The following is a 15,185-nucleotide window of genomic DNA, read 5'->3' on the forward strand; positions in this document are numbered from 1 at the left end:
CGCTATCTTCCCCTTCAGGCCAGTGCCAGTGCGCTGGCTTGTGAGTATTGCCGTCCAATCCCTCCCTTTATCAGCGCTCAGCCTCCCTTAGAAACGGGCTTGGGTTGTCTGCGGCGCTCGCTGCTTGCAAGCGTGCAATCGCGCCGTACTTGACGCTACTCTGTGTGTTTTACCACCAACCCGAGGTGACCCCGGGCCAGCCGGGCCTCAACTTCATCCCCGGCGGCGACCTGACTGGCATCGCGCAGCACCTTGCCTTCGCTATCGGTCACAATCGCAAAGCCGCGCTGCAGGATGCCGAGCGGGCTCAGCGAATCCAGCATTTGCGCCAGATGGCCCAGGCGCCGCGCATCAGCCTGTAAGCGCTGGCGCATGGCTGTCTCCAGACGTTGGCGCCACTGCTGTGTGTCGCGCTGCAACTGTTGCAGCTGCGCCAGTGGCGAGTGCGACAACAAGCGGCTTTCCAGCAGTGCCAGCCTGCTATGGTGTCGCTGCAGCAGGTGCTTCTGCGCTGTCAGTAGCCGTTGCTCAAGATCGTCGAGACGTTGTGCCTGTTCCCGCAGCTGTGCACCGGGGTGTTTCAGGCGCTGTTTCAGATGCGTCAATTGCAGTGTCGCGTCGCCCAACTTGCGCCGTATCAGGCGCGCCAGGTCACGCTCGGCATTGAGCAGGCGCTGTAGCCACTCCCGCTGGTCCGGGCTCAATAATTCTGCGGCGGCCGAAGGCGTGGGTGCGCGGTGGTCTGCGACCATATCCGCAATGCTGAAATCCACTTCATGCCCGACGGCGCTGACAATGGGCAGGTCGCTTGCCGCTATCGCGCGCGCCACTATTTCCTCGTTGAAGGCCCACAGATCCTCCAGTGATCCGCCCCCGCGCCCGACGATCAGTGCATCCAGATGAATTTTGCCCTGTGCCTGCCATCGATTGGCGCGCTCAATGGCGCCGGCGATCTGCGCGGCCGCACCGTCACCCTGTACAGCTACCGGCAGGAGGGAGACGGCGATGGAAGGGCAGCGTCGGCGCAGCACCGTGAGTATGTCGTGAATCGCGGCGCCGGTCGGCGAGGTGATTATGCCCAGTTGCGATACCGAGTCTGGCAGTGGCTTTTTGTTTGCGGGGTCAAACAGGCCCTCGGCCAGCAGCCGCGCCTTGAGTTTCTCAAAGGCGGCCTGTAGTGCGCCAGCCCCGGCGGGTTCAAGGTGTTCCACAATGAGCTGGAACTCGCCCCGGCCCTCGTATAGCGATACGCGGCAGCGCAGGCGGATGGCATCACCGTTTTGCGGTGTGACCTTCAGCCGCTGATTGCGGTTTTTGAACATCGCGCAGCGCACCTGGGCCCTGCCGTCCTTGAGCGAGAAGTACCAGTGCCCGGAGGAGGGGCAGACAAAGTTGCTGATCTCGCCCTCGACCCAGACAAAGTCAAAGTGACTCTCCAACAGGCTCTTCGCCTGCCGGTTTAGCTGGCTCACAGTGAGCGCTGCGGGCGGGTTATCCGAATTGCCGGGTATTCTCATGCAGTTCTGGTTCCAGTCAGGCCTTTCGTGTGACAGCGAAGTGTACTGTATTCGGCCATGCAGTACATAAATGACTGCCCGGCCAATTGTGCTGCAGCGCTCTAAGATTTATAATTGACCGTTTAACTCAACCCCGCCAGCCGGAGGCCGTCACTATGTTGCGTATCGCTCAGGAAGCCCTTACTTTTGACGACGTTCTGCTGACGCCCGGCTACTCTGAGGTGGTCGCCAGCGGGGTCTCCCTCCGTACCAGGCTCACCCGCGATATTGACCTTAATATCCCCATGCTATCTGCGGCTATGGATACCGTCACCGAATTTCGCCTGGCCATCGCAATGGCTCAGGAAGGCGGCATCGGCATTATCCACAAGAGCATGACGATAGCCGAGCAGGCCGAGCAGGTGCGCAAGGTCAAGAAGTTCGAAAGCGGTGTGGTCAAGGATCCCATCACGATCCAGCAGGACGCCACCATCGCAGAGCTGATCGAACTGACCAGTGCACACGGTATCTCCGGTGTGCCGGTGCTCAATGGCAAGGATCTGGTGGGTATTGTTACCCGCCGCGATGTGCGTTTTGAATCCAATCCGCAGAAGCTTGTCTCCACCATTATGACGCCGCGCGACAAACTGGTGACAGTGAAGGAGGGCGCCGGTCTCGCCGAAGTGCAGGAGCTGTTACACGAGCACCGCATTGAGAAAATTCTTGTCGTGAACGACGCCTTTGATCTGTGCGGCATGATCACCGTGAAAGACTTCGACAAGGCGGAGAGCTTCCCTTACGCGTGTAAGGATTCCTACGGACAATTGCGCGTCGGTGCTTCCGTTGGCACCAGCGCCGACACTGATGAGCGCGTCGCTGCGCTGGTGTCAGCAGGCGTGGATGTGCTGGTGGTAGACACCGCGCACGGTCACTCCCGCAATGTGATCGACCGGGTCAAGATGATCAAGAGCGATTTTCCCTCGGTGCAGGTGATCGGTGGGAATATCGCCACCGCTGCCGCGGCAGTGGCGCTGGCCGAGGCCGGTGTGGACGGTGTGAAAGTGGGCATTGGCCCCGGTTCCATCTGTACCACCCGCATCGTCACGGGCACCGGTGTGCCGCAGATCACTGCGATAGCCAACGTCTGTGAAGCCTTGAAGGGGACGGATATTCCGCTGATTGCCGATGGCGGCATCCGCTTCTCCGGCGATATCGCCAAGGCGATTGTCGCCGGGGCGCATTCCGTGATGGTAGGGAGCATGTTTGCCGGCACTGAAGAAGCCCCCGGCGAGGTAGAGCTGTACCAGGGCCGAACCTACAAAGCCTACCGAGGCATGGGATCACTGGGCGCAATGTCGCAGACGCAGGGGTCATCGGATCGTTATTTCCAGGATGCCAGTCGCGGCAGCGAGAAATTGGTCCCGGAAGGTATCGAAGGGCGCGTCCCCTACAAAGGGCCCGTATCAACCATTATTCATCAGCTGATGGGTGGTGTGCGCTCTGCAATGGGTTACACCGGCAGCGCCAATATGGAAGCCATGCGCACTCGCCCCGAATTTGTACGTGTGACCAACGCCGGTATGGCCGAGAGCCACGTACACGACGTATCGATCACCAAGGAAGCGCCAAACTACCCCGTCAGGTAAGGCCTCCTCAGTCAGGACACCACATGAGCGCAGATATTCATGCCAGCAAAATCCTTATTCTGGATTTTGGCTCCCAGTACACCCAGTTGATCGCGCGCCGTGTGCGCGAGGTGGGTGTTTACAGCGAAATCCGCGCCTTTGACCTGACCGAAGAGGAAGTCAGGGCCTTTGCGCCCAGCGGCATCATCCTCTCTGGCGGCCCCGAGTCTGTGGCCACTGAAGCATCGCCGCGCGCTCCTGCTTGCGTGTTCGAGATGGGCGTACCGGTGCTGGGTATCTGCTACGGCATGCAGACGATGGCGGAACAGTTTGGCGGCAAAGTCAGCAGCTCACCGATTAGCGAATTTGGCTACGCACAGATTCGCCAGGTCGGGAACGGCGGCCTGCTGCACGATATTCGCGATCATTTCGATGATGAGGGCCGGGGCCTGCTGGATGTGTGGATGAGCCACGGCGACAAGGTGGTGGAACTGCCGCCCGATTTCGAGTTGATCGCCGAAACCGCCAGTTGCCCCATCGCCGGTATGGCGCATAAAACCAAACCCTTCTACGGCATCCAGTTTCACCCCGAGGTGACACACACCTTACAGGGCGAGCGTATATTCGAGCATTTTGTGTTGGAACAGTGCGGCTGTGAAGCACTCTGGACGCCCGCGCATATCGTTGAAGATGCGATAGAGCGGGTGAAAGCCCAGGTCGGCAACGACAAGGTGTTGTTGGGCCTGTCGGGTGGCGTGGATTCCTCCGTGGTGGCGGCCCTGCTGCACAAAGCCATCGGAGACCAGTTGACCTGCGTGTTCGTCGACAACGGTCTGTTGCGCCTGCACGAGGGCGATCAGGTGATGGAGATGTTCGCGCGCAACATGGGCGTGAAAGTACTGCGCCGCGATTGCGAAGACCTTTTCCTGGGCCGCTTGAAAGGCGTGTCCGATCCCGAGGACAAGCGCAAGGTGATCGGTAATACCTTCATCGATGTATTCGATGAAGAGGCGGGAAAACTGACCGAGGTAAAATGGCTGGCACAGGGCACCATCTACCCGGATGTGATCGAATCGGCCGGTGCAAAAACCGGCAAAGCCCACACCATCAAATCGCACCACAACGTGGGTGGCTTGCCGGACGATATGGCACTCGAACTGGTTGAGCCACTGCGCGAACTGTTCAAGGATGAAGTGCGCCGCATCGGGCTCGAACTGGGCCTGCCTTACGATATGGTCTACCGGCATCCGTTCCCCGGCCCGGGGCTGGGTGTGCGCATTCTCGGGGAGGTGAAAAAAGAGTACGCCGATCTGCTGCGTCAGGCCGATGCTATCTTCATCGAGGAACTGCACAGCGCAGATTACTACCACAAGACCAGCCAGGCGTTCGCTGTGTTCCTGCCGGTGAAGTCTGTGGGTGTAGTGGGCGATGGCCGCCGTTACGAATACGTGATTGCACTGCGCGCGGTGGAGACGATCGATTTCATGACCGCGCGCTGGGCGCACCTGCCCTATGACCTGCTGGAGCGTTGCTCGAACCGTATTATCAATGAGATCTCCGGTGTATCGCGGGTCACCTACGATATCAGCAGCAAGCCGCCGGCGACGATTGAGTGGGAGTGAAAATAGGTCTTTCAGGGACCATCGTTAGCAATCAGGAAAGTTAATGACCTTGGCAATTTACGTCTCATTGCCTATCGGTGGCTATCAACGGCAAGCGGAAACATTTGTCGGTAAAAGCGACGGTATCGCGAATTCCTTAGATTAAGATTCTCCCATTTACCGTCATGCCTTTTTTCGGCATGACGGTAAAACTACGCCCTGACTTCTTTTGATATCAAGAACCTAGGGACATCATCAGGCTCCTGACCCTTGACGGTAACAAACCGCAAACACAGGAGAAACCTGATATGTTGACCGATACAGCACTACGCAAACTCAAGCGCAATGGCGCCACCTACAAGGTCGCCGACCGCGACATTCTGGTAGCGCTCAAGACCTGTGCCGGTCGATCCAAGTACATGTTTCCGGCTCGCTATGAAGGTGACCAGTGCACGTCCATGGGCACGCTGAATCGAGTGACCTTGATGTTATCAGACACCCGATACACAGACGGGGCAACATGCAGCTGTTGACGGCATAGCCATGAACTCAATTATTGCGAGAGCGCCCAGTCCCGCCAATTGCGCCTGTATTTTTTGTTCCATGGTTTGCACATAGAGCACCTGTTTCCCTGTGGTTAATCCCGCTGCGCGCATAACATTATGCTTGGCGGTATCATGGGTGACGATGCGTCGATGATGGGGTAACTGCTCGGCGATAGTGTGGGGGTCGTGCGAGTCGTGCAAGAGGATGACTGGCCGTTTGGATCTCAAACTCGGGAAGCGCAGCAAGCCCATAGCTTCATTGGTATCCGGGCCGGCGTCAGCCTCCGGGGAGTGTTTCCCGAGGTAGTTGCCCGAACAGGCGCTTGTAGTACTGGGAAAAACGCCCTGCATGGGGGATGCCACAGGCGATTGCCACGTCCTTAACCTGCTCGTACTCTCCCTTCAGCAGCATGGCCCTGGCTCGGTGCAGTCGATGATGCATGAGATACTGCTGCACCGTGACGCCGGTTGCGCCACGAAAGACATATTCAAGGTTTCGCTCGCTGAGGCTGGCGATCTGGCAAATGTCCGTGACGGTAATCGGGTTGATGTGCTCCGCCTGTATGAAATCAATCACCCGGTGCACGGCGTGCATGTGACTGCCGCGTTGCACTTTCCTGGAAGCGGTTCCGGGATTCATTGCCCGTAAAAATGCGCGGGCCAGTTCGTCTTCCAGTTCCTCATCGGTAACATCTTCATAACGCAGTCCCGCGGCCGTCCGGCAAAGCAGGGTTTTCAGTTCAACGAGGGCGGGAATGGGGATGCCACAGGAGTGATCGCCATCGGGAATAGCGTAATCGTGTGCTTCGGCGATCGAACGAATCAGGTCCCAGTCGAATGAAATGGTACGCCAATGACTGCCAGGTTCCAGGCGCGCGATCATTCCGTTCTGGCCGGCGATGCAAACCATGTTCGAATTAGTCAGCGCGTTACCGAAAAGCTTGACGATTCCGCTCACGCGGATAGCGACGCTTAGGCGGGGAAATGGGTTGTCTGCGGTCATAACAATACCCGCACGGAAGGCTGCATCGCGGACTTCGACGCGTGGTGTCAGGATGCTGTGCACCTCGGCCCCGAGCGGTCCGGATGTCGTCTGAATACGTTGCAGTGGCGCTGTACGAAAATAGCCAACCCAGTCGGCCAGAGAGTCGACCTCATCCACTTTGCCGGTGAAGCGTAGCCGGTTCTGCCTGGTTGGGCTTGTCTTTACCATCGTGGCCATGGCCCTATACATTACTTTTTGTAGTTTATGTAACCGCAGCACAAAAATAAATCTCTTTTCGGATATCGGATATTCGAATTGACGACAGAACAGTTGTAGTTTCAAATTAAATAGTCTGAACAAGCAAAAATTTGTCTGTGTGCCTAGCGCAACGGGTGGCTTTTGTTTGACGTACCTGAAACCTGAATCAGGTCAGGCGGCCCCACCTCGTGCGCGAAAGCCGCGAGGTTCGTTGTTATCGAGTCACTGCCTTAAAGTCGATTCAGTCATAGAAGAGTTTGGAGAATCCCACAACATGACCCCACTGGCATTTATACGTTTCAGATTCACCGTGGTGGTAGCCTGCCTGGCTCTGTCTGCCCCCGCCTTCGCCGCAGGCGCACCGCTGCCCTCGTGGAACGACGGCCCGACCCGGCAGGCCATTGTCGATTTTGTGAACAAAGTGACGAACGAGTCCGGCGATGGCTACGTGGCTCCCGAGGACCGCATTGCCACGTTCGACAATGACGGCACACTGTGGGTGGAGCATCCGATGTACACCCAACTCTCCTTCGCCCTGGACCGGATCAAGGCGCTCGCCCCGCAGCACCCCGAGTGGAAGACCACGCAGCCCTTCAAGGCGGTGTTGGACGGTGATATGAAGACGCTGGCAGCCAGTGGTGAAAAAGGTATTTTACAGCTGGTCATGGCTACGCATGCCGGCATGAGTACCGAGGAATTCGAAGCGGAGGTGCGAGCGTGGTTTGCCACCGCGAAACACCCGCGTTTCAAGCGGCCCTATACGCAGTTGACCTACCAGCCGATGGTGGAATTACTCGAGTATTTGCGCGCCAATGGTTTCAAGACCTTTATCGTTTCCGGCGGCGGCATTGAGTTCATGCGTCCGATCACCCAGGCGGCCTACGGGGTTCCCCCCGAGCAGGTGGTCGGTTCCAGCATCAAGACACAGTATGAAATGAAAGACGGCAAACCGGCGCTGATGCGCCAGCCCGAGATCAACTTCATCGATGACAAGACCGGCAAGCCGGTGGGCATCAATATGTACATCGGCCGCAGGCCGATCGCGGCCTTCGGCAACTCCGATGGCGACCTGCAGATGCTGCAGTGGACGGCGGCGGGCGAGGGTGCGCGGCTGATGGGTATCGTGTTTCACGACGATGCTGAGCGCGAGTATGCCTACGGTCCCGCCAACGGGCTGCCGAGCTCACCCTTTGGCACCTTCTCACAGTCAACCATGGATGCGGCGAAGCAGGGCGGCTGGCAGGTGATTAGCATGAAAAACGACTGGCGCCGGGTATTCGCGTTTGATGACTGAGTGATAATGAGCAGCGAGAGTTCGAGGGTATTGGAGAAGCACAGGCCGGGCGCTAGCATGGCGCGTAGTATTAGCGCCTGCCTGTTGGCGATTGCTGGCCCCGCTCTGGCCGCGGCGGAAGACAGTGCAGCTGAGATCGGCGAGAAACTGGCCAACCCACTGAGCAATGTCTGGGCCCTGTTTACCGAAATAGACTACAACTGGTCTGAAGGCGACCTCAGTAACGGCAAGTGGCGTACGGGTCAGGCGATTATCGTGCAGCCCGTCATGCCGTTTTCCCTGACAGAAAACTCCACACTCATTACACGGCCAACCTTGCCGCTGGTTACCAGCCTTGACCACCCCGACGGTATCAAGAACCCCGAGACAGGGGAAGCCAGCTTCAGTTCGAAGGACGGGCTGGGCGATATGCAGCTACCCATGTTATACACCAAAAAAACCACGCCGGGTGATCGCTGGCAGTTCGGCTATGGTCCCACCTTCCAGTTCCCCACCCACAGCGGCGACCTGGGCACGGACACTTGGGAGGCGGGTCCTGCAGGTGTCGTTATTTACAAGACCGAAGCGGTCACTACCGGTTTACTGGCACAGTACTGGTGGAGCTACGCCGAGGATGGCAACGACGTAGAAGATACTAGCCATGGCTCGCTGTTATATTTCGGATTCTGGAACCTGCCTAATGCCTGGCAGGTGGGTTTCAACCCGACCATCACCTACAACGACAAGGCGGCGAGCGACAATAAGTGGAACGTGCCGGTGGGGCTCACCGTCGCCAAGACCGTCAAGTTCGGCGACCTGCCCATCAAGTTCCAGTTCGGCGTGCAGAAATCCGTCGTGCGCCAGGAGTCGCTGGGCAATGATTTCCAAATCAAGCTCAATATCATTCCCGTGATACCGGGACTGGTAGAAAATCCGCTCTTCTGAATTGACGAAAAGCGTATAAGTTGTAACCCGGAGTAATTCGAAAGGAGTACCAGATGAAACTCACCAGAGTCTTAGCTATCGCTACAGCGGCGATCCTTTATATACAGGGGGCTGCGTTTGCGGCCGACAAACCCAATATCCTGTTCATCGTTTCCGACGATACCGGGTACGGTGACCTCGGCCCTTACGGTGGCGGGCCCGGGCGCGGGATGCCCACCCCCAGTATCGACCGACTGGCCGACGAGGGGATGACCTTCTTCTCGTTCTACGCCCAGCCCAGCTGCACCCCCGGGCGCGCGGCCATGCAGACGGGGCGTATTCCCAACCGCAGCGGCATGACCACCGTGGCCTTCCAGGGCCAGGGCGGCGGCCTGCCCAAGGCAGAGTGGACCCTGGGCTCGGTGCTGAAAAAGGCAGGCTACAATACCTACTTTACCGGCAAGTGGCACCTCGGCGAGGCGGACTACGCGCTGCCCAACGCCCAGGGCTACGACGTGATGAAGTACGTGGGCCTGTATCACCTGAATGCCTATACCTATGCCGACCCGACCTGGTTCCCGGACATGGATCCGAAATTGCGGGCGATGTTTGAGAAAGTCACCAAGGGATCCTTGTCTGGGAAGGCGGGTGAAGAAGCGAAAGAAGACTTCAAGATCAATGGGCAGTACGTGGATAAGCCTGACGAGAATGTCACTCTCCACGGTGTGACCTATCCAAACGGCGTGGTCGGTATCCCTTATTTCGATGCCTACGTCGAGAAAGCCGCCATCTAATTCCTGGAGGAGGCGGCGAAAGACAAGAGCACGCCCTTTTTCATCAACGTTAACTTTATGAAGGTGCACCAGCCAAACATGCCGGCACCGGAGTTCGAGCACAAGTCCCTGTCCAAGAGCAAGTACGCGGACTCGGTCGTCGAACTGGACACCCGTATCGGCCGCGTCATGGACAAACTGCGTGAGCTCGGCCTGGATGACAATACCCTGGTCATCTATACCACAGACAATGGCGCCTGGCAGGACGTCTACCCGGATGCGGGCTACACGCCCTTCCGCGGCACCAAGGGCACCGTGCGCGAGGGCGGCAACCGGGTGCCAGCCATCGCGGTCATGCCGGGCAAGATCAAGCCTGGCAGCCGCAGCCACGATATTGTTGGCGGTCTCGACCTGATGGCTACCTTTGCTTCTATTGCGGGTGTCGATCTGCCCAAGGAAGACCGGGAAGGCCAACCAATCTATTTTGACAGCTACGACATGTCACCAGTGCTGTTCGGGACCGGCAAATCGGAGCGTAATGAATGGTTCTACTTCACCGAGAATGAGTTGTCCCCGGGCGCCGCCCGAGTGGGTAACTACAAGGCGGTGTTCAACCTGCGCGGTGACAATGGCATGGCAACCGGTGTCCTGGCAGTGGACAGCAATCTGGGCTGGAAGGGAGCTGAGAAGTATGTCGCGACGGTACCTCAGGTGTTCGATCTATGGGCAGACCCGCAGGAGCGATATGACATTTTCATGAACAATTATACCGAGCGTACCTGGACGCTCGTCACGATAAGCGAGGCGATCAAGGATCTCATGAAGACCTATGTGAAATATCCGCCGCGCAAGCTGCAGAGCGAGACCTATACGGGCCCGATAACCATCTCGGGATACCAGCGATTTAAGTACATCCGTGATTCGTTGGAAAAAGACGGTATCTCCATACCGATACCAACAGGTAACTAGCCGGTACCTGAAAGGTGGGGCGGTTTGCAGCTATGGCATGCTGCAACCGCTCGCCGTTTCGTTTGCCGTTTCGTTATAAGTGTAAAGAGAACTACGTCGTACTCGAGATTGGGAATGGAAATGGGATGGCTGTTTGTCCCCGAGTTCTTTCACTGGTGAGTGTTCTACGCCGCTCGAGTCCCGCTCGTTCAATGACTGGGAAGCTGGATCATTGGGACGGGGTGTTGGGGCTGCGCGGAGAGTATGCCCTCGCCGCGAATTGGTTCTTGCCCTACGAGGCCGACATCGGCACCCTAGATGGTCGGCTTCAGCGCAGATCAACTGGCACTGACAAAGTCTGTCGTTGAAAGGCAGTAGGTGTATGTCGCCGCATTTGTTTTACTCGTGCAAATCGATCGCTAAAAAGTGTCGTTCAAAAGTTGGCTGAGTCGTTTTAATGCCTTGCCCTTGTTACTGATTTTCCAGGCTATATAGTATTCCAGGTTTTCAGTAGTCCGCGCTTCTGTGGTCAGTTTCACCAGCGCGCCGCTCTCCAGATGCGTCTGAATAAATTTTCGCGGCAAATGCCCGACGCCCAGTCCCGCCAATTGCGCCTGTATTTTTTGTTCCATGGTTTGCACATAGAGCACCTGTTTCCCTGTGGTTAATCCCGCTGCCCGCATAACACTATGCTTGGCTGTATCGTGGGTGACGATGCGTCGATAGTGGGGTAACTGCTCGGCGATGGTGTGGGGGTCGTGCGCGAGGCGCGCAAGAGGATGACTGGCCGCAGCCACTAACACCATATCCGCAGGCGCGATGGGCAATGCTCGGAAGCCTTTTTGCAATGGTACCGGCGCGGGCGCTCCCACCAGTAGGTCAATGCTGTCCATTTCCAGTGCCTCCCAGCCGCCACTGAGAACACATTCCTGAATATCGATCTCCATGTTCGGCTGCTCCTCCAGCAGTTTACCCAAGGCCAGGAAAAAGGGCTGACGCTCAAGAGTGGATTCAAGCCCAATGCGTAATCTCGGCTCCCAGCCCGTAGCCAGCTCTTTCACCTGGTCAGCCAAATAGGCGGTAGCACCGAGAATTTTGCGGCCCTCATTGAGCAACAACGTGCCGCTTGGTGTGAGCACCGAGCGTCGTCCCTGCCGTTGAAAGAGTGTTACGCCCAGTTGTTCTTCGAGTTTCTGCACGATGTAGGAAAGTGCTGAGGTCGCCTTGTTCAACTCCTCAGCGGCCTTGGCGAAGCTGCCGCGTCGGTCGATGGCGTCCAGCGCCTGCAGTGCATCAAGGGTAATGGGGGAATGGCCCATGATCGGCTCCTCGGGATCAGCTAACGTCAGTATTATTGTTCAATAAATTAGAACATTTTAGACGAATAACTACGCTTATTCACGGGTTGATCTAGTAATAGAGTGTATCCGTCAGATCAATAAATCTTACATTTCTATCTGGAGACCATCATGAAAACGTTATTGAGACAGATTACCTCTTCCGCTGCGGGCTTTGACGCTTTGCCGGTGCGTGTTGCCGCTGGCGTTATCTTTACTGCTCACGGTGCGCAAAAACTGTTTGGCTGGTTCGGCGGCTATGGCCTTGAGGGTACGGGTGGCTGGATGGCCTCTATTGGCCTGGAGCCCGGCGTGTTGATGGCGGCTCTGGCGGGTAGCGCTGAATTCTTCGGTGGCCTGGCCCTGATTTCAGGTTTGCTGGTGCGTCCCGCCGCCGTGGTGTTGGCGTTAACCATGGTGGTGGCCATCGTCACGGTGCATCTGGCAAACGGCCTGTTTATGGCGAACAACGGCTATGAATTCGGCCTGGCGCTGCTTGCGGTGAGTGTCAGCCTGGCAATACGCGGCGCGGGAAGTGTGAGTGCCGATCAAGTGATCAGCACCAGGCTTCGCTAGTACAACCCAACACATTCCAACAGGAGATATCCTATGACTGTACTGAAAATTGATTCCAGCGCCCGGGTGGAGGGCGCTAACTCGCGCATCATTACTGATTATCTGGTGCAACAACTGGGGCAGCCGGTGATGGAACGGGACCTGGTTAAGAACCCCCTGCCGCCGATAAGTCCGCAGGACCTGGTCGGCGTGCACGGCTCACACCAGGATGACCGTGCCAGCTTGCAACAGCATCTGGCGATGTCCAATACATTGATCGCCGAATTGCAGCAAGCCGACACGCTGGTGCTGGGCGTGGCAATGTACAACTTTGGTGTTCCCGCCTACCTGAAACAGTGGGTCGACTATGTCTGTCGTGCCGGGGTTTCATTCCGTTACACAGAGAACGGCCCGGAAGGGCTCACCGGTGTGAAGCGAGCGTTTATTGTAACGGCTTCCGGCGGCACGCCGATTGGCGGTGACTGGGATTTTGCCAGCCGCTATATGGAACACATCTGTCGCTTTCTGGGTATCACTGAGGTGGTTCATATCGATGCCAGTGGCTCCAAGGGTTCCCCGGAGGTGGTGATAGCATCGGCCCGGCAGCAGATTGATGCATTGTTGGCGCAGCCTGAAGTAGAGGAGGCCTGATCATGGGGTTGTTACAGAACGGTCAATGGGTGGACCAGTGGTATGAAACCGAATCAAGCGGCGGCGAATTCCGCCGCCAGGACAGCCGCTTTCGCAACTGGGTGACGGCGGACGGCGCCGCCGGTCCGACCGGCAGAGAAGGGTTCAAGGCGGAACCCGGGCGCTACCATTTATATGTGTCACTGGCTTGCCCCTGGGCGCATCGCACGCTGATTTTCCGTCAACTCAAAGATCTGCAGGAGCTGATTGATGTCACGGTGGTCGAGCCATTGATGCTAAGCCATGGATGGGAATTAAAAAACGATCAATACGGCCTGGACTATCTGTACCAGTTGTATTTGAAGTCAGATCCAAACTACAACGGTCGGGTCACTGTGCCGGTATTGTGGGACAAGGAAACTCAGACGATTGTCAGCAATGAATCGGCAGACATTATTCGCATGTTTAACAGTGCGTTTAACGAGCTTACGGGTAATGACACGGACTATTACCCCCACGCCTTGCAGACGCAGATAGACGCCATTAATGAACGAGTTTACGACTCGATCAACAATGGTGTGTACCGAGCCGGCTTTGCCACCACCCAGGAGGCCTACGAGGCAGCGTATTACAAGCTTTTTGACGCTCTGGACTGGGTGGAGGCGACCCTGACTCGTCAGCGCTACCTGGCGGGCAGTGTGTTGACCGAAGCAGACTGGCGCCTGTTCACCACGCTGATTCGCTTCGATGCCGTGTACTACGGGCATTTCAAGACTAACCGCCAGCGCATCGCCGATTTCCCCGCGATCAGTCATTATCTGCGCGAGTTATACCAGCAACCGGGCGTGGCGCAAACGGTAAACTTCGAACATATCAAGCAACATTACTACGGCAGTCACGTCACCATTAACCCAACGCAAGTGGTGCCACTGGGGCCCGATCAGGATTTTACGCTACCCCATAACCGGGGCCAGCTTGACTGAAAACGTCAGTCGCAACGCAGGAGGTGCAAATGTATAGACAATTATCGCAGGTGTATTCGTCAAAACTATCCCGTGATGGTGATGGCGTCAAAATCAACCGCATTGCCGGCGCATCAATGCACAAGATATTGGACCCGTTTCTGATGGTCGATGAAATCAACTCGGATACTGCTACGGATTATATGGGCGGCTTTCCAGAGCATCCCCACCGAGGCTTTGAAACCATCACGTACATGAAGGCCGGTCGCATGCGCCATCGCGATCACATGGGTAACGAGGGCGTGATCGGCCCCGGTGATGTGCAGTGGATGACGGCAGGTCATGGCGTCATTCACTCGGAGATGCCTGAGCAGGAGCAGGGCCTGATGCACGGCTTTCAAATCTGGTTGAATTTACCCGCCAGGGACAAATTCAAGCCGGCTGCCTATCGCGATATTCGCAGTGCGGAAGTCGCCTACTACCGGGATGATGTTGGCGATGAGGTACGACTTATCGCCGGTGAGATGAATGTGGAAAAAACGACACTTAACGGTTGCTTGCCGGCCATGGCCACCCGACCGTTGCTGGCAGATGTGTCAGTAGTGAGCGGCGCGGAATTTATTCTGGATGTCGGAGACTACGAACGGGTCCTGGTGTTTGCTTATGCTGGATACAGCACAGAGTTAAAGACCAGGCAACTGGGTGTTTACGGCACTGGTGACAAGCTGGCACTGCGGGCAGGCGAGCAGGGTTTCGAGGCGCTGGTCCTGGCTGGTGAGGTCTTGCGTGAACCCATTGTCCAGCATGGCCCCTTTGTGATGAACCAGCCTGAGGAAATCGAACAGGCTATTCGTGATTTCCAGCAAGGGAGGCTAGTGACGTAGCGCGCACCGGGCAGAGCTAATCTCTGACCCATTCGACCGCATCGCTCGTTGCATCCACCAAACAGCCGGTACTATTCATCCCACACGGCGCGGGTCCGTGTTTCTTCATGGACTGGGATCCCGCCTATGCGTGGCATGGTATGGCGGCCCATCTGGCTGCTGGTAAGGTTTTATCAGTGTTGCGAGATGAAGGGGTGCTGAGTGGCGGTACTGATCGGCAATTTTTCGAGTACCTGGAAGGATATTCTGGGCATGGCATTTTTCATGCTATTTCCAAAAATGTTGATTTTTGGCTATCACAAAAAAGAGGAAAATATGTGTTTGTTTACTATCGCGTGGGAGTGACTTAAGTGTCTAAACATTAAAATATAATTTTCAAATTCAATCTG

15 protein-coding genes are annotated in these 15,185 nt (G+C 56.8%); 12 read left to right on the forward strand and 3 right to left on the reverse strand.

Annotated elements, in window-relative coordinates:
• Positions 1-155 precede the first annotated feature (155 nt).
• Positions 156-1,517 carry an exodeoxyribonuclease VII large subunit gene (xseA, locus tag AC0L6S_RS01595; RefSeq protein ID WP_473426668.1) on the reverse strand — a complete coding sequence of 454 codons (1,362 nt, stop codon included), beginning with the start codon at positions 1,515-1,517 and terminating at the stop codon, positions 156-158.
• A gap of 155 nt (positions 1,518-1,672) precedes the next feature.
• Here xseA and guaB point away from each other — a divergent pair, with 155 nt between their 5' ends.
• The 3 genes from guaB to AC0L6S_RS01610 all read left to right on the forward strand — a co-directional run bounded on the left by guaB (position 1,673) and on the right by AC0L6S_RS01610 (position 5,255).
• Positions 1,673-3,142 (forward strand): IMP dehydrogenase, encoded by a 1,470-nt coding sequence (gene guaB / locus AC0L6S_RS01600; protein ID WP_473426669.1) that lies wholly within the window; start codon positions 1,673-1,675, stop codon positions 3,140-3,142.
• Positions 3,143-3,165: 23 nt separating this feature from the next.
• A complete protein-coding gene (gene guaA, locus AC0L6S_RS01605) occupies positions 3,166-4,743 on the forward strand; it encodes a glutamine-hydrolyzing GMP synthase (RefSeq protein ID WP_473426670.1) in 1,578 nt (525 codons plus the stop codon).
• 287 nt (positions 4,744-5,030) lie between these two features.
• Positions 5,031-5,255 carry a hypothetical protein gene (locus AC0L6S_RS01610; protein ID WP_473426671.1) on the forward strand — a complete coding sequence of 75 codons (225 nt, stop codon included), beginning with the start codon at positions 5,031-5,033 and terminating at the stop codon, positions 5,253-5,255.
• 289 nt (positions 5,256-5,544) lie between these two features.
• On the opposite strand, the gene AC0L6S_RS01615 is transcribed toward AC0L6S_RS01610, so the two are convergent.
• Complete coding sequence (locus AC0L6S_RS01615) at positions 5,545-6,489, reverse strand: helix-turn-helix transcriptional regulator (protein WP_473426672.1); 945 nt, start codon at positions 6,487-6,489, stop codon at positions 5,545-5,547.
• Between the two features lie 295 nt (positions 6,490-6,784).
• On the opposite strand from AC0L6S_RS01615, the gene AC0L6S_RS01620 reads away from it, so the two are divergent.
• Genes AC0L6S_RS01620 through AC0L6S_RS01635 form a run of 4 tightly spaced genes read left to right on the forward strand, consistent with a single transcriptional unit; the run spans position 6,785 to position 10,449 of the window.
• On the forward strand, positions 6,785-7,804 hold the full coding sequence (locus tag AC0L6S_RS01620) for an HAD family hydrolase (RefSeq protein WP_473426673.1): 1,020 nt from the start codon (positions 6,785-6,787) through the stop codon (positions 7,802-7,804).
• Between the two features lie 57 nt (positions 7,805-7,861).
• Entirely contained in the window at positions 7,862-8,728 is an 867-nt protein-coding gene (locus tag AC0L6S_RS01625) for a transporter (protein WP_473426674.1), read from the forward strand.
• A gap of 53 nt (positions 8,729-8,781) precedes the next feature.
• Entirely contained in the window at positions 8,782-9,501 is a 720-nt protein-coding gene (locus tag AC0L6S_RS01630; protein ID WP_473426675.1) for a sulfatase-like hydrolase/transferase, read from the forward strand.
• 3 nt (positions 9,502-9,504) lie between these two features.
• A complete protein-coding gene (locus AC0L6S_RS01635) occupies positions 9,505-10,449 on the forward strand; it encodes a sulfatase-like hydrolase/transferase (RefSeq protein ID WP_473428534.1) in 945 nt (314 codons plus the stop codon).
• A 398-nt stretch (positions 10,450-10,847) separates the two neighbouring features.
• On the opposite strand, the gene AC0L6S_RS01640 is transcribed toward AC0L6S_RS01635, so the two are convergent.
• On the reverse strand, positions 10,848-11,747 hold the full coding sequence (locus AC0L6S_RS01640; protein WP_473426676.1) for a LysR family transcriptional regulator: 900 nt from the start codon (positions 11,745-11,747) through the stop codon (positions 10,848-10,850).
• A gap of 150 nt (positions 11,748-11,897) precedes the next feature.
• Here AC0L6S_RS01640 and AC0L6S_RS01645 point away from each other — a divergent pair, with 150 nt between their 5' ends.
• The 5 genes from AC0L6S_RS01645 (at position 11,898) to AC0L6S_RS01665 (ending at position 15,146) form a co-directional block, all read left to right on the forward strand.
• Entirely contained in the window at positions 11,898-12,341 is a 444-nt protein-coding gene (locus AC0L6S_RS01645) for a DoxX family protein (protein WP_473426677.1), read from the forward strand.
• Between the two features lie 33 nt (positions 12,342-12,374).
• A complete protein-coding gene (locus tag AC0L6S_RS01650) occupies positions 12,375-12,971 on the forward strand; it encodes an FMN-dependent NADH-azoreductase (RefSeq protein ID WP_473426678.1) in 597 nt (198 codons plus the stop codon).
• Between the two features lie 2 nt (positions 12,972-12,973).
• Positions 12,974-13,933, forward strand: coding sequence for a glutathione S-transferase family protein (locus AC0L6S_RS01655; RefSeq protein WP_473426679.1), 960 nt, complete (start codon positions 12,974-12,976; stop codon positions 13,931-13,933).
• 29 nt (positions 13,934-13,962) lie between these two features.
• On the forward strand, positions 13,963-14,796 hold the full coding sequence (locus AC0L6S_RS01660; RefSeq protein WP_473426680.1) for a pirin family protein: 834 nt from the start codon (positions 13,963-13,965) through the stop codon (positions 14,794-14,796).
• A gap of 107 nt (positions 14,797-14,903) precedes the next feature.
• On the forward strand, positions 14,904-15,146 hold the full coding sequence (locus AC0L6S_RS01665) for a hypothetical protein (RefSeq protein WP_473426681.1): 243 nt from the start codon (positions 14,904-14,906) through the stop codon (positions 15,144-15,146).
• Positions 15,147-15,185 lie beyond the last annotated feature (39 nt).

The organism is Halioglobus sp. D3-4 (assembly GCF_055809315.1).